Here is an 18082-nt window from a genome sequence, read left to right on the forward strand (position 1 = left end):
GCCAGCAGAACCGCTCGCTTGTTCAACCGCCGATCGCCCAGCTGTATCGTCCCGAACTCGTCTCTCGCCCAACTCATTAGCCAGCCTCGTCAATTATTTGGCATGAAGCATACAGGCTGGAGAGTTGTGTGTAAGGGGATGGGCTTACCGTCCACTTTGCCAGATGGGAGGCCAACGGCATCTGGGATCGAATCGCGTTCGCATTCCAGAGCGATGCGGACCTGGAAGCCATAAGCGCGCACAAGGGACACAAGAAACACTACGCACCAAGACCAAGCCGGGCGCTCACGCGGTGAGTTGTCCACCAAGACAAACAACACGCATCTCACCCTTAGAATCCTCCACGCAAGGACTTGGGTGGCTCGTCGCAGGCCTTCGCTTGAAACTATTGAAGGACGCCCAAGCGTCGATCAATGCGCCATCCAAGGTGAAGTGATCGGACGAGCGCAGCTTGTCTTTGCACACGAGGCGCACCACCTCACCGAAGAAACGCCGAGCAATGTCGGTTTCCACTGGACGTTGGCGCAGGCAGCTAAAGTTGGACAGATCCAGCCACCCGACTCCAGGCCCAGCGGCGAAGCAGCAGATTGTGATCGCGCTGCTCACAGAACTACCGATCCGAGTGCGAGGAGCGCCCCCTTGACGCAAAGCTCACCCAGCTTCGCCGAAATGACCGACAGCTCCGAATCGGCCAGATTTATCATGGGTCACAATGGACGATCGGCGGAAGTCCGGAATTCGACCGAGAGCTAATTGAACATCAAGGGCGGGGGAATCAAGCCTCACCGCACGTCAGCATAGAGCCTGGGCTTCCAGACATCCAGCCAGACAAATGACTGGCCAGGTCGATCTGTGGGCTCCGCATCATACTGTTAGCACGTCAAAAAGGCGGCTCAACAGCAAACGAAAGGAGCCGACCATCCAACGGGTGCTGAATAACAAGGCCTGCAGCATGCAACAACAGCCTTGGGGCTGCATCTCGCACAGCATCGTTCGCATAGAGCTCGTCACCGAGAACGGGATGACCGATCGCCATCATATGTACACGTAACTGATGCGACCTGCCAGTAAGTGGGCGAAGCTCCACGCGACTGATACGGGATGTCGAGTCGTACGCCAAAACCGAGTATTGCGTCACTGATGGCTTGCCCAACTCCAGGTCAACCTTTTGTCTCGGTCGATTTGGCCAGTCGGCAATGAGAGGCAGATCCACGGAGCCTTGCTCCGCCGGCAACGCACCCGAAACAACGGCGATGTAGCGCTTGCCAACCAGACGCTGTTGAAAAGCAATGCTCAAGCGCCGCTCCATCTCGCGGCCTATCGCCATGACGACCAGTCCAGAAGTTGCCAAGTCGAGTCTATGCACGACTCGCGCAGCGGGATATTGAGCCTGCACACGAGAGGCGAGGCAGTCTTCATGCTGAGCACCGCGTCCTGGCACAGTCAGCAAGCCGGCCGGCTTATCAAGGACCAGAAAGCTGTCGTCCCGAAAAACGACCTCCGGCATCCCCAGTGGTGGGGCATATTTGAAAGGACGGGGTGACAACCGATCGCTACACATCCAACCAGCCTCAAAAATCCGGGCCAGCATTCTGGCACATTTCATCGCCGTGACGCGTTGCCCCGGGCGAACTGAGCTTCGCAAAATGCCTCTCTGAACATGCGCACCGAATTGCAGCAGGAGCCAATCCCCATGTCAGTGCCAAGGCACCGTCATGGTGCATAACGCAGCACACAACCTGCAAAGCCTTTTGTTTACTATGGTTTTTTGCTTGGCATGCTTTTAGCTATATAGAAAGTGGTATCTCCGCTTTACAACACAATAGGCGAGCGCTAATGGCCATCACAAAATTCTTCAATGAAATGACTGCGGACGACGGGAGTGTCCGCGCGCATTACGCCGGCTATGCCAAGTGGCTTAACGACACTCCGGCGGACCGCATCGAGCGCAAGAGAGCGGAAGCGGACGCCCTCTTCCACCGCTACGGCATCACGTTTGCCGTATACGGAGAGGAGTCCGGCACCGAGCGCTTGATCCCGTTTGACATCATTCCCCGCATCATTCCCGCCAAAGAGTGGAAAAGCCTTGAAGCCGGCCTGCGCCAACGCGTCAAAGCGCTAAACACCTTCATTCATGACATCTACCATGATCAGGAAATCCTGAAGGCGGGACACATCCCTGCCGACCAGGTGCTGAAGAATGCACAGTATCGCCCCGAGATGCAGGGCGTGAATGTTCCATGCGACATCTACGCACACATTGCGGGGGTCGATGTCGTCCGTGCGGGCGCCGGTGAGTTCTACGTGCTCGAAGACAACCTGCGGGTACCGTCAGGCGTGTCGTACATGCTCGAAGACCGCCGCATGATGATGCGGCTCTTTCCCGAACTCTTCGCCCGACACCGTGTTGCCCCCGTGGAACACTATCCGGACATGCTGCTTCACACGCTGCGCAGCGTTGCGCCGGTTGGCGTTGCAGATCCGACGGTGGTCGTAATGACGCCTGGCGCATACAACAGCGCTTACTTTGAACATGCCTTCCTGGCACAGCAGATGGGCGTGGAACTGGTTGAAGGCCAGGATCTCTTCGTCGAGGACGACCAGGTCTTCATGCGCACGACCCAAGGTCCGCGCCGCGTCGATGTCATCTACCGCCGCGTCGACGACGACTTCCTCGATCCGCAGGCGTTCCGCAAAGACTCCATGATCGGCGTACCCGGCCTGTTGAAGGCGTACCGGGCCGGTCGCGTCACTCTATCCAACGCCATCGGTACGGGCGTGGCAGACGACAAATCCATCTATCCCTACGTACCCGAGATGATTCGTTTCTATCTCGGGGAAGAGCCCATCCTCAACAACGTGCCGACCTACATGTGCCGCAAACCGGAAGATCTAGCCTACACCCTGGCGCATCTGCCCGAGCTGGTCGTCAAGGAAGTTCACGGAGCGGGAGGCTATGGAATGCTGGTTGGCCCCGCCTCCACCAAGGAACAGATCGAGTCTTTCCGCAAACATCTCGAAGCAAATCCTGACAAATACATTTCACAACCCACGCTAGCCCTCTCGAATTGCCCCACCTTCGTGGAAAACGGCATCGCACCGCGCCACCTGGACCTGCGCCCATTCGTGCTCTCGGGCACTGAAATCCAGATGGTCCCCGGTGGTTTGACTCGCGTCGCCCTACGCGAAGGATCGCTGGTGGTGAACTCCTCGCAAGGCGGGGGCACCAAGGACACCTGGGTACTGGAGGCCTGAAAATGCTAAGCCGCACCGCTGATCACCTGTTCTGGATGGCGCGCTACATGGAACGCGCCGAGAACACCGCCCGTATTCTGGACGTAACCTACCGACTGTCACTTCTCCCCCAGAATGGAGAAGACGTGGAGCCCATGTGGGCGGGCATGCTGAAGATCATGGAACTTCAGGATACGTTCCTTGCCAAGCATCCGCGCCACACCACCGAGGCTGTTCTCGAATTCATGATTTTCGACAAGGACAACCCCGGCAGCATCTACCGCTGCCTGAGAGCAACCCGTGAAAATGCCCATGCGGTACGCGGCACTCTGACGTCGGAGCTATGGGAAACATCGAATGAAACCTGGCTGAAGATACGTGACTTAACGGCCGCCAAACTCTGGGAGAACGGGCCTGGCGCGTTCTTTGAGTGGGTGAAATACCGCTCCCATCTATCTCGCGGCGTCACAATCGGCACCATGCTGCAGGATGAATCACTACGCTTCATCCGGCTTGGCACCTTCCTCGAACGGGCCGACAACACGGCGCGCATCCTTGAAGTCAAGTATCTCAACCTACTGCCGGGCTCAGACGAAGACGCCTCGCACGCGACCGACTATTATCAGTGGAGCGCCCTGCTCCAGTCGGTGTCGGCCTTCGAGGTATACCGGAAGGTTTACCGCGACCAGATCACTCCGCTGCGGGTTGCCGAGCTTCTGATCCTGCGCGCCGACATGCCCCGCTCGCTGGCCCGTAGCATGAAGGAGGTTTACTCGAATCTGACTCGCGTCTCGAATGCACGTTCCGCCGAAACCGAAAGACTGGCCGGCGAACTGGAGTCTCATCTCCGCTTTGGTCGCATTGAGCGCATCTTCGAGGTCGGCTTCCGCAACTACCTGGAAGACTTCCGGGATCGCATCTTCGACCTCGGCTGCCGCATTTCCGAGGATTTTCTCATTCCCACGCGTGCTTGAAATTCAATCAGGGCTTGGCAAGCTCGAAATACATGTCTATAATGCGCAGCTTGTCGGGGCGTAGCGCAGCCTGGTAGCGCACTTGCATGGGGTGCAAGGGGTCGCGAGTTCGAATCCCGCCGCCCCGACCAAAAGAAACAAGCACTTAGCCAACTCTTCGGAGTTGGCTTTTTGCTTTTGTGCACCAGCGGTGACACTTTTGGTGACACCTTGGCGCCGGTGACACTCGAGCCCCCTTTTGTCTGAGGGTTTCCTGCGATCTGCATTCCTTGCGGATTCCCTGCCACCGTTTTCGATCAAAGCTCCACCCTAGTGTTTTTCGCGGAGCGAGTAACGGCGCGGATTTCGGCATCCCCGCTACCTGCCCCCGCACTGGGGACAAAACCCCGTACAGCGTGCGGCATTACTCCGCATGGCAATGGCTTCGGCCCGGATGCTCCGCGACGAGGCCCGCCAGCACATCGAATGGCTCAACGGGGTGAAGCGAGCCGCCTAACCTGCATCATCCGCCTTCGGCTTGCTCTGCCAAGACCTAAGGCAAGGGGGGCTCGCGTCGAGCTGATCCGCGGCCTCCCTCGCCGGGCGCCAGCACATCAGAAATCTATCGCAAAAATTCGATTGCCGAGGCACTTAAATGGTATGGCTCACAACAATAAAGCCCGCATAAAGCAGGCTTTATTGTTGTTGTGTTAGGACTGCTTTCGTCTTCGAGCGAAGCTCAAAACACTTGCGGACAACGCCCCCCTGGCAACGACGCCTTTGGCCGGCGCCTCCTTAAGCCGTGCAAACTCCACGACTTCAGCAGAACCATCCAAGAACATGGATGGCAGGCCCATTAGTGCCTCAATATCACGATTGGACAACCCTAGGTGCCGGGACAGTCCCTCACGCGGCATTACCCCAGCCTCCATCAGCAAATCAACGGTACGCCGGAGAAGGCGAGGCTTCTCAGGAGGCCAGCCGTCGTCACCTGGTTCGGCCTTTACCCCCCAGCGGGCAGACCGACGCTTGAAGAGCGTGAGCTTCTCTCCGTCATCAATGATGCCCAGCGCCTCCAGGCGCATGACCATTGCCGCAACCGAAACGCCCCACCGCTGTTTGAGCAGTAAAAGGCTATCCAGGGTGACGGGCATCCGAACCTCCGCAGCGAAGCTTTGAGCCGGCAGAAGAAAGGCTCCCGCAAAACGATGTGCCTGACGCTCCATCTCCTTGTGACGTTCCGGCGCCGACGCTTTAGGGATGTGCTTGTGCAAGACGAGGTGCCCGAGTTCATGCGCCGCATCAAACCGGCTGCGAAAACCGTTCCCCTTATCCGAGGAAAGCAACACCAAGGGGCGAGCAAGCGGCTCACTCCAAGCCGAGAGCCCCTCGATCTGGGCAACGCCAGTTTCCTCTCGAGCCAAGATAACGCCTGCATTCTCGAGCGCAAGAGCTACATCAGGGATCGGCCCGGAACCCAAGCGCCACACCTCCCGGCACTCCTGCGCTGCCGCCTCGATGTCCGCCGATGTAATTTCGGCTGGATCTTTGAAGCCCCGTTCCGGGATATTGACCACGGGAAAATCAACGAACTCGCCTAACAGCAACGCGATTTCTTGGACCCACTCCAGTCGGGCCTCAAGCATCCCTCTTGCTGCAACGTGAGCAGAAGCATTACTTCGAAAAAGCGGAGGTGTGGTTTTCCCGATCACCGGGCGAGTGAACCATTCCGGCGTCACGTTCATCACCAAAGCAAGCCGCTCAAGCGCTTCGGGCTCGGGCGACTGCTGACCAGAACGCCACTTGCTTACCGTGGAAGGACTGACTCCCACCATCGTCGCGAGTTGCACTTGCGACTGACGCCGGGCGGCCAGTGCCTGTGTCAGGCGATCCGGTTCAAACCCGTTGATTCCTCGTTTCACGTCGTTCCACCTTCGTTGTCCTTCCTCTTTTTAACGGACGCCTTGAGAACAGGTTTAGCCACGTCGTCCTGATGGGAAGGCTCACTGTAGCCTTGCACAAACGTACTGATAGATTCGCAGTACAACCAGCTCTTCATTCCCGGGGCTGGCACCGCGATCAGAATATCCAATGGGCGCTCTGCCGCAGTCTCGCCAAACTCCATAACGAAGAAGACGATTCCGCTCGGTACTTGCTGTTCCTCACTCTCGAACAGACTCCCTTGAACAAGCTCCGCGATGTATTCATTCCCCTGTACCAGGGCCATACGCTTACGACTGCGGCGCGCGTTATACCACGGACCGACGCGAACATTGAAGCGCGCGAGCTTGAAATCGCCGGCATGGCCTACAACCAAACCATTTCCATGCAATGGTGTAGGTGATGCGCCATAAGTGGCAAGCACGTCAAAAAATGCTTCGTTTGCACGGAAGTAACGAGCATTTCCAAGTTCGTTCGCGCGATGGCCAGGATGCGACTTTGCCGTCGATTCAAAGGCGATCTTCGCAGCGCCTGCAAGAGCCTCTTCAATAGCAAGGACCAAGTCCCGCGGAAGATTCTTGATCAGTAGTTTGTGGATGTTTTTTGAGGACAGCGCCGTCATTGTTTTTTCTCGCGGTAACGTTTCGCCAAATGGGAAACAACAGCCTAAAAGTTTCGTTATAAAACGTCAACGTCAATTTTAGTTTCGCGACACGCTCAACATGCTGACTTCCGAGCGATGGTCTTCGACCGTTTGAAGGCCGCTGCCGCCAGCTGGTCAAAGCGTGTCGGCTTTGGCGGCAGAACAGGCCTCTTCACTGAATCCAGCAGCTTCCCAGCTTCCACGTTCGATCATTTCCTGGGCGACCTCGGTCACCCTTGCCCACCTCGCGGACAGCACCGCCAAGGCCAGCCGCTGCGCGTATCCGTGTCCGGAGCTGCGAGGGCCGAATGTCGGGTGCAGAACCTCGGCGGCCATCTTCCAGTCCATGTCGTCGCGGCGGACAATGCCATCCCATGAAATCCCCGCGTGGATCAGCTCAGCGCAGATGCCGGCGTGAAATGCCGCCGCGACACCCGCCAGGTGCTCCGGCAAGGATTCTGGTTGGCCTGCGCTCTCGATAGCCGGAATTTCAAACAAGGTCCGGCCGCCATCAGACGCCGTGGCGGTAGCCTTCCGCACCGGTAGTCCGACCCACTCCAGAAAGACCACATGACCGGCCTCGTGATATGCCGTCCCGGCTAGTGAGCAGGCCTTGAGCGCCTCAGGCAGCGGGCTCCAGGGGAAAACCCTCTTGATCTCGCTGTCACGGGGAAACGGATACTGCGTCATGACCGGCCGGCAAGCTCCTGCAAGGTCCGCACGAGCGCGTCGGCGCTGGCCTGGTCCGTCGTGTTGACCGCCCGCGTGCCTGAGCTGGTGTTGATGTTCACCGTCACCGTTCTACCGGCGTTGCCGTATCTGAAGCCGCTGCCGTCGGCCGTCGTCGTGCTGCTCGCCGCGCTGCTTGCCGAGGCCGCCGTGCGTCGCTGGGCCTCCGCGGTTGCCGCCGCCGTGGCAGCGCGCTCGATAGCTCCATACTGCAGGCCCTGTGTCGTTGAGTAGTTCGACGGGTCCTGTGAGGCCTTCTGGTAGTAGTAATTGAAGACCTCTTCGAAGACCCGGGCCTGCTCGGGCGTCTGGGTGTTCCTGGCGGCGAGATCGGTCACGTTGGGGCCGGTCGTAACGGTCTCGCCCTTGGTGTTCGTGACGAAGCCGTCCTTCGCTTGGCCGGCGGCGCGGATGGACGAAGCCAGCCCGTCGTAACTGGCGGCGGCACGGTCGGCCGATGCTGCGGCCTGATCAGCGGAAGACGACAAATCGCCGAAGGTAGATTTCAACTCCTTCGTCTCATACGCCAGGGATCGCATACGATCAGCGACTAGGTCGTACTTCTCGGCCTCCAGCTGCTTGGCCTTGGCGCTGGCCTCCATGACAGCCAGTTCTGCCTTCTTCGCAGGCGTTAGGGCGTCGGATGCCTCCAGCTCGGCCCGCTTCGCCTTCGCGACCAGCAGAATCCCCTCGGCTTCCTTGCGGGATGCTTCAGCCTGCGCCTCGTTAATCTGCAGCTCGATTCGCCAGACTGCGATCTGCGCTTCAGCGATGTCCTTCTCGTTCCCCCGCTGCTTGGCCACTTCGAGGATGGTATTCGCCCGGTAGAGGTCGTTCTGGATGGCTGTCTGGGCAAGGCCCGATTCCGCCTTCTGCACGGCCGCCCGCTGCTGGGCCGCCTCGGTGGCGTCAGCCGTGGCGTCCCGGTACAGCTTGGCGGCCTGGCCAGCCTTGAGATCCGCCGCAGCGGCTTCCTCTTTCGTGGCGGCACCAACCTTCACCGCCGCGTGCAGTGCTTCCGCCGCAGCCGTTGCCACCTTCCAGGCGTCTCGCAGCTCGATGACTCGCTTGCTGTTGTCGGCGTAGGTCTGCGTCTCGACCTCAGTCGCTGCCGCGTGGATCTTCGCCGCCTCGGCGGCAGCCAGGGCCTTTGCCGCATCCTCCTGTTTGGCCTTGGTGGCCTCTACCAGCTTATTGATCTCGTCCTGCTTGGCCTGGCTGATCTTGCCGCCGGCAGCGACGACGGCATCGGCTTCCTCCTTCACCGCGGCCACCTGCGACGCGCTGATCTTGGCCTGGGCATCTTTCGCCTCGGCCAGCTTTTGCAGGGCAGCGGCCTGAATCTCCGCCTGGCGCGCAGCTTCGGCGCGCTGCTGGGATTCAGTCCCGAATTCATTGACGATGGCTTCCGCCGAAGCCGCTTCAGCGGCGCGGGCCTCAACGGCCTTCTGCGCCAGCTCGGTGTAGGCCGCCGCAGCCTTGTTGACCTCCGTGTAGGCGGACTGGATCTGCAGGAACTTGGGCGACGCGGCCGCCGCCTGCGCCCCCGATTCTGCGACGGCCTGGCCCATTGCCTTCTGGACCAGCGTGGCGGTTGTCGTCTTGCTGGCCAACTCGTTGATCCGCTCGGCGGACTCGCTAGCCATCTTGCTGATTTCTTCGCGCAGGCCGGACCAATTGCCAGACGTAATCGCCGCCGCCGTGGCGCCGATCGTCTTGCCCAGCAGCCCGAAGCCCTCCGCGACGGTAATTACACCCGTCCCGAGAATGAGCACGGTCTCCTTGACGGTTCCCATCACGGCGCCGGCGCTCGTCATCACAACCTCGGTCTGCGCGACGCGCCCGACGGCCTCGGTAATGGCGCCAGTCAGGCGGTTCCAGCTCGCAACAAACCCGTCGGCACTCTTGTTGCCGTAGAGCTTCTGGAGCTGAGCAGCCATGCCCGGCAGAAGATCCTCGGCCAACACGCTGCCCGACTCGACCATCTTGATGAGCTGGGCCGTCGTGATGCCAGCGCCGTCGGCGGCCGCCTGGAGCGCACCTGGCAGGCGTTCGGCGAGCTGGCCGCGCAGCTCCTCCATACTGACCGTGCCCTTGCTGACCATCTGGCCGAGGGCCAGCATTGCCCCTTCGGTATCGGCCGCGCTCTTGCCGAGCTTCGACATGCTGCCGGCGATGGCCTCGAAGACCTGCCGGCCGGCTTCACCCTCAAGCGCCGTGCCCTTGATGCTGGCGAGCCAGGATGTGTAGGTCTTGGCCGTACTCTCCAAATCCAGGCCCAACCGACGGGCGGCGTCAGTGATGTAGCCGACCTCCTGGGCTGCCTTGCTGCCTTCACCCTGGATCGCCCCCATGGACCGGACGAGCGAATCAAAATCCGCCGCCATCCGGGCGACCTCATGGACGCCGAACGCGGCAGCGATGGCACCGGCGATCGGCTTCAGCTGCGTGACGAACTGGCCGAGGCCGCTGCTGCTCCTGCCCACGCTGGCATTGGCCGCTTCCGCATCGCTCTGCATGCGGCGCAGTTCGCCGGCAAGACGACCGAGCGCAGGCGCCGCCTCTCCACCCTGGGTCGAAAGCTGGTCGATGTTTTGCGCAAGCTGTTCGACGGCTGCGCCGCCGGTGGTCTCGGTTGAGATGCGGAGTCGGACTTCATCATCACTCAAAAGAGCCATTGGCGTACCCCTTCAACAGTTCGGCGGCGGCTTCCGGCTGAAATTCATGGACCTTCGCGGCCAGCATGGTCGCGACGTCACGGGCATGCCGACGGAGGACTAGCCCGATCAATTTCCGCAACGGATTCGCAGAAGTCGATAACTCGAGGCCCAGAACGTCAATGAAGCCGGCAATGGCGCTGAAGTCTTGGGGTGAAACAGATGGTGGGTCTTGAATGGGCATGGCGGCGCGCGGGCGATGATGGGAGGTGCGCACCTCACTGCCACTCCCGATGGCGTCCCTGGTGCGCGTGTGCCGACCGTCAGCCGCCGGCCGGCACGGGTGGGGCCGAAGCCCCTTCACGGAGAATTAGGCCCCGGCGTTCATGTAGGCGCCTCGCCAGTCGATGGCGGTCACGCCGTAGTCGAAGGCGACACGGAAGCGAACGCCATCCAGATCAAAACCGGGTTGGGCATCCACGGTCGGCTCTTCGACGCCATTCAGGAAGCTCACCTCGAGAACCGGCGCCTCCATCCGATCGGCAAACATCCGCCAGGCGGTTCCAGTCAGGCGCGGCGTCCCGACGATGTCTTGCAAGGTGTTGCGGAAGCCGTTCGCCTTCGCTAGCGCCGTTGCCGGGTCGGCGATGTGCTCGCCTTCGTTCAATTGGCGAACGATGCCGGTGTACGTGAGTGGGCCATGCCAGATCGACGGCCGCAGCGCCAGGTAATCGTCTCCACCGACACCCCGAACGCTGGCCATGGCGCTGACGGCCGCCATGAAGGCGGCGTAGCTCGGGATGCTGCCAGAGCCCGGCGCGACGTAGTTGCCGCGGGAGGCGTGGAACAGCGTCTTGCCATCCTCGAGAACCGGGCCCAGGCCGCCATTCAGGGCGAGGACGGCATAGACATCCGACTCCAACGTACGGCCGGCGGATTCGCCCAGGCCCTTGGCGATGTCCGTCAGGGCGGCGAGGTCATCATTCACCAAGGCCTGGCGGCTGATGTTCAGGATCAGGCCCTTCGTGCCAGCGCGCACGCGGGCCCGCTCGGCATCGGGGATCGAGCCGTTCACGTATTCGCCGTGCTCGGAAACGGGCTTCAGGTTACCGATGGACGAAACACGGGCCCGCGGATGGTCGCGAAAATCGATGACCTGGCCGACCGCACAAAACCGCCGCCAGGTCGGTTGCTGGGTTGCGAAGCCCTTCTGAATGGCCTTGTGGGCGACGTTCTCCAGCAGTACGGGAAAGTCGCTCACGCCTTGCGTGAAGGCCGCGGCAAAGACTTCCTCCGCCGTGCGGCCGTCAGGATTGATGCTGGCGCGCCGAAGAGAGGCCCGGGCGTGATCGAGGAGGCTGCCACCATGCAGGGCGCCGGGGGCCGCATCCGGACCGGTAAGGCCCGCGCGCTGTGAGAGCGAGGCAATGGCTTCGTCCGTCGGGCGGCGCTGCAGGATGTCGAGTGGGGTTGCCATGGTTGGACGCCTTTCAGGAGAGGACGGTTTTCTTGCCGTCGGCGACAGCCGCAGCCGCCTCGTTTTCGGTAGGCCAGGGGAAGCAGTCGGTGAGGATCGAATCCCAATCGACAATCCCCGGCTGCGTGCTGTTGGCGGCGATCAAGCCGAAGACTTCGAGCAGGGCGTTGCGGACTTTCTTGTCACCGGCCAGGCGGGCCTTGATCGGAGCAATCAGTTCATCAGAGCGCCGACGCAAGGCGGCGTCATGAGCGATGGAGGCTTGGTAGATTTCTCCGCCCACCTGGGCAATCACGTCTTGGGTGGCCGTGGCAGCCTGTCGCTTCTCCTGGACGCGCTTTTGGGCCGCCTCGAGGGCGTCCTTGGCGGCCATCAAGGCCCGCTCGTCGGACAGGCCCCGGATGAAGGCGTGCTGCACGTCTTGATGCTCGCGAAGGACTTTCGCGAGGTCGGCCTGGGCGGCTTCGAGCTCCGGGCCGGATTTCTCGATGGCGTCCAGCACGCGGGCGCGCTGGGCTTTCAGTTCTTCAATGGCTTTGAGGGTGTCGGTGGGTTTCATGGCTGGGTTCCTGGTAGGGAATGAGGGGTTACGACTGCGACGGGCGGACTTCGGGCGACGCCGACGGCCACAGGAAGCGGCCGTTCGGGCGGCGAATCGGGACGGCGCCGAAGTAGCTGCCCTTCTCGGAAAGAGCGCGCCGAATGGCTTCCGGGGTAACCCCGGCCTGCCGGGCAAACTCAGCGGTGCTCAGTGCGTAGCTGGGGCGGGGGCTTGAAGAGGTGGGCATCTGGCCGACTCCATGCAGTTGCGGTGAAATGCATGTTGCCGGTGGGGCTGTCTCATTTTCAGGGGGTGGCGTGAGACAAAAACAAGAAGCCCGGCGAGTGGCCGGGCTTCGATCTAGACGTCGGGAGTTCTACCGTTCGAGAGGCGAACGGCCGCAGGCCGGCTCACGGAGAATTCGGTAGAACGTCGCCCGGCTGATGTCCCAGCGCAGCTGCAGGCGCTCCCGGCTGGCCCGGCTGCCGTCGTAGTCCCGGCGGATGGCCATGTCGCGTTCGGTGTGCGCTTCCGGGTCCTGCTTGGCGATGTAGAGCGCCTCGCCGCACATGCGGTGTCGGACCTTCCCGACGATCTTCGCCGCCAGTGCCCGGGCCGCACGCTCCTCGAGGCCGGCGTCGGATTGGATCGTTTCAGTCAGCACCTGGAGCAGGGAAAGGCGTTCGGACGCGACGACGCGCGGTGGGGTTGGGGCGTTCATAGACGGCTGCTCCAGGCGGAGAAGGCGAGAGGGCGGGAAGATCGAGAAAAGACCATTTGCATCGACATAAACAACAACCCTAGGGGGCCTGAAAACTGTCGAAGCTCAAGGCTCTCCGTCCCCGTGTGCAGAGAGGCCAGGGAGGACCCGCGGCCAAGCGCAAGGCGCCTACCCCGAATATCAGCACGAGCCAGACTTGGCACGCGCCCCCTGCCCCGCCGCCGGAACCTCTCGACAGTCCCGCGGGCTGCCATCTGCGACCGGGCGGGGGTGCGGAATGACCCAACCAGCCAACGCGCAAAATTTTTCAAATTCATCGTCTGAGGGCTGCAACACTGCAACACCGCAACACCCCCTCTAGGGTGGTGTTGCGTTGCGTTGCAGTGCCGCGGTCTGCACATGCAACGAGTTGCACCGTGTTGCAAAAGACGGTGCAAGTTGCACGCAATTTTTTGCACGTTCATGCGATCACCGTCAGGCAGTCATCATCGATCTGATAAAGGGGTTGCTCCCCCTCGCAGAGTTTCTCCAGCGCACGACGGGCCTGCTGCTTCCGGGTGTCACGCCCTCCGCCCTCCGGTGCATCCGACCTCCGAACTACCTCGGCCAGTACATGGTTGATCTCAATCCCGACCGACTGAGTAAAGGCGACCTCCCCGACGACCTCCATCACCAAGCGTTCCCACTTGCCGGCCGGACGCCGCCGGTTCGCGTTCATGACTGTCGGCACGCCAGCTTCGATGACGACACACGACTCGACGACGTCGCCGTCCTCATCCATACCGACGGGAACGCGCTCGAGATCAAATCCCCACTCGATACCGTCCTCGCCATCCTTCTGCTTCGTCGAGCGTGCCAGACGCCCGATGCCCAGCCGTGACACCTCGATCTCGGCATCGGCCGCAGCACGGAGGCCGGACCATCCGCGAGCACCCCGAGATAGGTCCTTCCCCGCGTGGTGGACAAGAAGCACCACGGCACCAGTGGCCCGATGCATCCCTCGGCAGTTGGAAAGCGCCTTGCCCACGTCCTCGCCAGCATTCTCATTGGCACCTGGGGTCGTCTGGGCGAAGGTATCGACGATGATCAGGTCCGCCCCACCGGCTGCATCGATCGCCTTGCACACGGCGATCACGTCCGCCTTCTGCAGGAGGTTCGGGGCGGCATGAATCACGCCGAAGGGTACCCCGTCGAAGCTGGTGGAATGGTGGATCTCATAGGCCTTGATCCGATTGCGAAACCCTCCCCCACCCTCGGCGGCAATGTAGATCACGCGCCCCGCCGCAGTGCGATGACCACGCCAATTCACGCCCCGGGCAACGGCAGCGCCGATGTCCAAGGCAAGGAACGACTTGCCAGAGCCAGACTCACCAAACAGCACCACAAGTTCGGCCCTCGGTATTACGCCTTTCACCAGCCAGCCGGGCGGCCTGCCTCGTGAGAATGCACTCGCCGGGACGACCTGAAAACGGGATGGGGCCGCATCTCCGGCCGACGGAATGACGTCGAAGTCCTTGGCAATCTCTTCGTGTGGCTCTGCCCATCCCGCCTCCGCAGCCATGCGCAGGAGCGTTCCACCGGTAACGGGTGTCGCAGAGCTGCGGCCGAACGAAGCCCAGCGCGTCTCCAGATCCTCGCGACCGACGTACTTCACAAGGCTCTGTGAGCTCCAGCCATCCCAGGCGTCCAGTCCTTCCTCAGAGCCCCCGCTTTCGTGATGCAGCGCCATCCCGACGTGCAACCACGCTTCACGCCCCATATCGGGATCGAGGGCCGACATGGCGCTCACGAGAAACGACAAGCCAAACGTGCCAGGGGGCGAGGTGACTGTGGGCGGTACTGACTCTTCCGTCGGCTGGTCGGGCGACACGCCGAAGGCCTCAAGCGCTTCAGCCAGCGTAACCCGAACCTCTGGCCGCCACTCGAGCAGTTCATGGGGAAATGGCGCAAGGTAAGTCCTCTTGGTGTTGGTGCCAACCGGCAAGCGCACGTAGCGCACCAGGTTATTGCCGCTCTTGTCGGCAGCAGCCAGGCCGCGCTTCACCAGCGCCTGCAACGCCACTTTGCATTGCATCGGATCGCGGACTGCCGGGTCATCATCGCGCAGGATGAATCCGATCTGCTGCTTGTGCGCCGACGTGCGAAGCACCCACGATGGAGGACTCCGCAGCTTTGACCGGTCGGCGTCATCGGCAACAAGCGCCAACAGCCTGACGAAGTTGGCGCCGGCCCTTCGCCCGCCGACCAGCGATGCTACGGAGAAGTAATTGTTGTGCTCCGGCGGGAGATGCAAGGGCTTTCCAGGCAGAACCGCCCGCCCACTCCACCGACCGTTTTCAGGGTCCTCCGCGAACGAGCACACCCATAAATGCTGATCGCCCTCCAGCTCACCTCGGATGCCCCGAAGGAAGTCAGCATTTCCGATCTGGAGAGCTTCGGTCGGCGTGCTCATTGAACACCGCCCTTCAGGCACGCCGCAAGGTCGGCCTGCTGGACGTTTGCCAGCATCCGGGCCGCTTCGCCGCGGGTGAGGCGGCGATTACGCTCGAGGTGAGCCCGGATGGCGGCGAACTGGGCCCGGTGATCGGCCAGCACGTTGTCGGTGAAAGTGCCGACAAGATGAAGGGTTGTGCCGTCGGGCATGCCCAAAGCCTTATCAAGCTGCGCGCAGATGCGAAGTGCCGTCCATCGTTCATCGACCGACGATGCGGGGTGATCCAAGCCGGCCAGGACTTCACCCGCAAAGCCAGCCGCGGTGATGATTGCGTAGCGAAACGCGCAGATGGGAGCTGCGGCGACGGTGGTAAAGCCAGTGCCCTTTCCCCCGACGGCCCCGGTCGGATCAGGAGTTATGTGGTGGGTGATGCCGATCCAGGCGCGCCGGCCGGGTTCTTCGAAGATGCGCGCACCGGTAACGATGGCCCCAGCGGCATAGGCAAGGATGATGTGCCCAGCTTCATGCGCGGCGGCCTGGGGCTTTGTCGCAGGGTCGCGCCCATGCTGCTGCTCGGCTATCGCGGCTTCGCGGAGAACCGAAAGGCCTGCCTTGTTGTGAGTAGCAGCGTTTCCGGTATGATTTGAGGGACCGAATGCAGTATCCAAAGCCGCCGGGGGCGTCATCCCTCGAGCGGCTTTTTTGTCGTTCTTCGTCGTCATGCAGCACCCCCGCTGGCGTTGGGGTTTGCGAGCCAGGCGCGCACATCCTCCACACGCCACGCAGTGATGCGGGGCGAGAGCTTCACGGGCTTGGGGAACGTGCCGGCCTTCACCTTCCGCCAGAGCGTCGGTGGCGAAAACGGAACGATGGCGGGGATGAGCTGCGATTGCCGGACGTAGCCTTCAGCTGGGAGCTGGCCCAGCAGGACGATGGACGACGCGGATGTTTCGGGGGTGCGAGGGGTAGCCATTCGGCGGACTCCTGTCAGAGCCGCCCTTGTGATGCGGGTCGGGCGGCAATTAAGCGCCCTACCACTCTTCCCCCAGTCGCGAAAGACTGTCCTGGGCCTCGTCCAACTTCACACCCCACGGGGCAAAACAAGCGGGGTTTCACATTGGCACGCTGCCGCTATTTCAGCGGCTGACCTCTCCCGGCTGCTGGCTCGTCCAGACTGTGGCGGAAGGGAAGGTGGTGGGGGAAAGCTACACGACGTTTCACAGGGCGGTCAAGTTGTATCAAGCTACGGCTTTGGCCTGCGCTACCCCATGGGTGTTGAGCCACCCGATGTGCTTCCAGGCTTCGGCCTGCAGCATCTTGGCCGATGCGATGGCCAGGCGGATCAGCGCCCCTCGATCATCGGCACTCATCAGCATCGGGCCGTTGTCGTCGGCGGCTAGATCAGCTGCCTCGACCATCTGCAGGATCAGCGCAATACCTTTAGCCGTGTCGTGGGTGTGCTCCGCATGCGTGGCTCCAGGGATATGCCGGGCGTCATTGGACAGCCAGGAGAAGGCCTCAATGGTGTGAGCGGTCGTGCTCATGCTGCGGCCCTCCCGGCAAACGTCAGGCGGTAGGCAACGGCTGGGCCGGTGATGCGGCGCAGGGTACGGTAGAGGGTGAAGCGGGCGGAAAGGGTGGGCGTGATAACGCCTGCAGTGATGTTGTGCATGGTGAAGCTCCCGTAGTGCGGTCAAGAACTCCCGCAGCCCCACGCCAATGGGGCGGCAGGAACCGTGCGGAGTTGGCGTACCGGCCTACAGGAAACCGGCGAGCCCGAAGGCTCCACCGCACGGCCCCACCATTGAACAGGCGCAGCCATGCAACCGACGTAGAAAAGCCGCGTCGTGCGCGGCCTCAATCGGCCTGTAGGTTACGGGACGCCAATCCCGCGCCCCTTCTGTCTCAGGGGCATTTATATAGTGCCCCGGTCAGGGGGTGGTGTCAAGATTGGGCGGGATCGACTGATGCTCCTTTTCCCTGCTCTTCTAGCTTGATGTATTGGACATTCATTGTTATGGCTTCGCTATACCGAAGAACAAAGTAATCACCGTCTATCGGGTAAAAGCGCTGATCCTTATCGTCTAGTTGCTCCGGTATTTTGTCTTTGGCAATCGGACGGCGAGATACTTCGCTGAGAATGAAGCGATCAAGGCCTCCTTCTTGGTCAACAAAATAGTCTTCCAAGATACCCACGTACAAAAAGGCCTCTCCAGCCACATCCACTATCGCACTAACCGACACCATATCCGGCTCATTGCTCTTGGAGAAATCAGCGCCACTCAGTAGGTAATACCAAGGCGCGCCATTAAATCGAAGCATGCGACTTAATGGGTTCTCATGGATATCCAGACGGCAACGGCTCACAACATCGCGAATTAAACCGGGGATTAAGAAGGACGAAATAAGTAAGGAAAGAAAATACTTCGAGACATCTCCAAATTGTGCGCTGATAGCAGCAACAGCAATTTTTTGGGCTTCGGAACTGGCAGTAAAAAGCGGGAGGACTTTTTCGGGAGCCAAAGCTCGATCACACAGAAAAGCCATTCCCCAAATCCAGATAAGGTGAAGGAAAGCTGCAAGAAGCACCCCCTCTGTCACCACATTACCAAACGGCGAATGATCGATTGCCGTTCGCTCTACTCGTTTGAAGCGTGATCGCGCGACAAATCCAGGAAGAAGGATGACGAAAACAACAATAGCCGGCAGTGCGAAATTCATCGGGCCTTAAGCTTCCCTTAGGACGACTTTA

19 protein-coding genes, 1 tRNA gene and 1 pseudogene are annotated in these 18082 nt (G+C 61.1%); 3 read left to right on the forward strand and 18 right to left on the reverse strand.

The window, feature by feature from the left end; translation table 11 throughout:
- The 3 genes and pseudogenes from B4920_RS30970 to B4920_RS16280 form a co-directional block, all read right to left on the reverse strand.
- On the reverse strand, positions 1-77 hold a 77-nt coding region (locus B4920_RS30970), incomplete at its 3' end, for a transposase DNA-binding-containing protein (RefSeq protein WP_139379456.1).
- Positions 78-372: 295 nt separating this feature from the next.
- Positions 373-725: pseudogene (locus B4920_RS30500) on the reverse strand (IS5/IS1182 family transposase); the annotation flags it as partial.
- A gap of 155 nt (positions 726-880) precedes the next feature.
- A complete protein-coding gene (locus B4920_RS16280) occupies positions 881-1591 on the reverse strand; it encodes a pseudouridine synthase (protein WP_254050966.1) in 711 nt (236 codons plus the stop codon).
- A gap of 245 nt (positions 1592-1836) precedes the next feature.
- On the opposite strand from B4920_RS16280, the gene B4920_RS16285 reads away from it, so the two are divergent.
- The 3 genes from B4920_RS16285 (at position 1837) to B4920_RS16295 (ending at position 4339) form a co-directional block, all read left to right on the forward strand.
- Entirely contained in the window at positions 1837-3255 is a 1419-nt protein-coding gene (locus B4920_RS16285; protein ID WP_079435691.1) for a circularly permuted type 2 ATP-grasp protein, read from the forward strand.
- A 2-nt stretch (positions 3256-3257) separates the two neighbouring features.
- Complete coding sequence (locus tag B4920_RS16290) at positions 3258-4208, forward strand: alpha-E domain-containing protein (protein ID WP_079435692.1); 951 nt, start codon at positions 3258-3260, stop codon at positions 4206-4208.
- A 54-nt stretch (positions 4209-4262) separates the two neighbouring features.
- Positions 4263-4339, forward strand: a tRNA-Pro gene (locus B4920_RS16295).
- A gap of 558 nt (positions 4340-4897) precedes the next feature.
- Here B4920_RS16295 and B4920_RS16300 read toward each other — a convergent pair.
- The 15 genes from B4920_RS16300 to B4920_RS28870 all read right to left on the reverse strand — a co-directional run bounded on the left by B4920_RS16300 (position 4898) and on the right by B4920_RS28870 (position 18051).
- Entirely contained in the window at positions 4898-6109 is a 1212-nt protein-coding gene (locus tag B4920_RS16300; RefSeq protein ID WP_079435693.1) for an XRE family transcriptional regulator, read from the reverse strand.
- Positions 6106-6750, reverse strand: a complete 645-nt coding sequence (locus B4920_RS28865; protein ID WP_139379533.1) for an alpha/beta hydrolase — start codon at positions 6748-6750, stop codon at positions 6106-6108. Before B4920_RS28865 ends, B4920_RS16300 begins: the two co-directional genes overlap by 4 nt.
- Positions 6751-6906: 156 nt before the next feature.
- A complete protein-coding gene (locus B4920_RS16310; protein WP_079435695.1) occupies positions 6907-7461 on the reverse strand; it encodes a hypothetical protein in 555 nt (184 codons plus the stop codon).
- Positions 7458-10178 carry a tape measure protein gene (locus tag B4920_RS16315; RefSeq protein WP_079435696.1) on the reverse strand — a complete coding sequence of 907 codons (2721 nt, stop codon included), beginning with the start codon at positions 10176-10178 and terminating at the stop codon, positions 7458-7460. The genes B4920_RS16310 and B4920_RS16315 overlap by 4 nt, the downstream gene beginning before the upstream one ends.
- Positions 10162-10434 carry a hypothetical protein gene (locus B4920_RS16320; protein WP_139379534.1) on the reverse strand — a complete coding sequence of 91 codons (273 nt, stop codon included), beginning with the start codon at positions 10432-10434 and terminating at the stop codon, positions 10162-10164. The genes B4920_RS16315 and B4920_RS16320 overlap by 17 nt, the downstream gene beginning before the upstream one ends.
- Before the next feature lie 93 nt (positions 10435-10527).
- Positions 10528-11634 carry a hypothetical protein gene (locus B4920_RS16325; protein ID WP_079435698.1) on the reverse strand — a complete coding sequence of 369 codons (1107 nt, stop codon included), beginning with the start codon at positions 11632-11634 and terminating at the stop codon, positions 10528-10530.
- A gap of 13 nt (positions 11635-11647) precedes the next feature.
- On the reverse strand, positions 11648-12193 hold the full coding sequence (locus B4920_RS16330; protein WP_079435699.1) for a hypothetical protein: 546 nt from the start codon (positions 12191-12193) through the stop codon (positions 11648-11650).
- A gap of 28 nt (positions 12194-12221) precedes the next feature.
- Positions 12222-12422, reverse strand: coding sequence for a hypothetical protein (locus B4920_RS16335; RefSeq protein WP_079435700.1), 201 nt, complete (start codon positions 12420-12422; stop codon positions 12222-12224).
- A gap of 129 nt (positions 12423-12551) precedes the next feature.
- Positions 12552-12896, reverse strand: a complete 345-nt coding sequence (locus B4920_RS16340) for a Mor transcription activator family protein (RefSeq protein ID WP_079435701.1) — start codon at positions 12894-12896, stop codon at positions 12552-12554.
- Between the two features lie 460 nt (positions 12897-13356).
- Positions 13357-15348 (reverse strand): AAA family ATPase, encoded by a 1992-nt coding sequence (locus tag B4920_RS16345; RefSeq protein WP_079435702.1) that lies wholly within the window; start codon positions 15346-15348, stop codon positions 13357-13359.
- On the reverse strand, positions 15345-16052 hold the full coding sequence (locus B4920_RS16350) for a hypothetical protein (protein ID WP_079435703.1): 708 nt from the start codon (positions 16050-16052) through the stop codon (positions 15345-15347). The genes B4920_RS16345 and B4920_RS16350 overlap by 4 nt, the downstream gene beginning before the upstream one ends.
- Positions 16049-16303, reverse strand: a complete 255-nt coding sequence (locus B4920_RS16355; protein ID WP_079435704.1) for an AlpA family transcriptional regulator — start codon at positions 16301-16303, stop codon at positions 16049-16051. The genes B4920_RS16350 and B4920_RS16355 overlap by 4 nt, the downstream gene beginning before the upstream one ends.
- Before the next feature lie 265 nt (positions 16304-16568).
- Entirely contained in the window at positions 16569-16874 is a 306-nt protein-coding gene (locus B4920_RS16360) for a hypothetical protein (protein WP_079435705.1), read from the reverse strand.
- Positions 16871-17002 carry a hypothetical protein gene (locus tag B4920_RS30780; protein ID WP_256376093.1) on the reverse strand — a complete coding sequence of 44 codons (132 nt, stop codon included), beginning with the start codon at positions 17000-17002 and terminating at the stop codon, positions 16871-16873. The genes B4920_RS16360 and B4920_RS30780 overlap by 4 nt, the downstream gene beginning before the upstream one ends.
- Before the next feature lie 272 nt (positions 17003-17274).
- Positions 17275-18051, reverse strand: a complete 777-nt coding sequence (locus tag B4920_RS28870) for a hypothetical protein (RefSeq protein WP_139379535.1) — start codon at positions 18049-18051, stop codon at positions 17275-17277.
- Positions 18052-18082 lie beyond the last annotated feature (31 nt).

The organism is Zoogloea sp. LCSB751 (assembly GCF_002028455.1).
Classification (GTDB): domain Bacteria; phylum Pseudomonadota; class Gammaproteobacteria; order Burkholderiales; family Rhodocyclaceae; genus Zoogloea.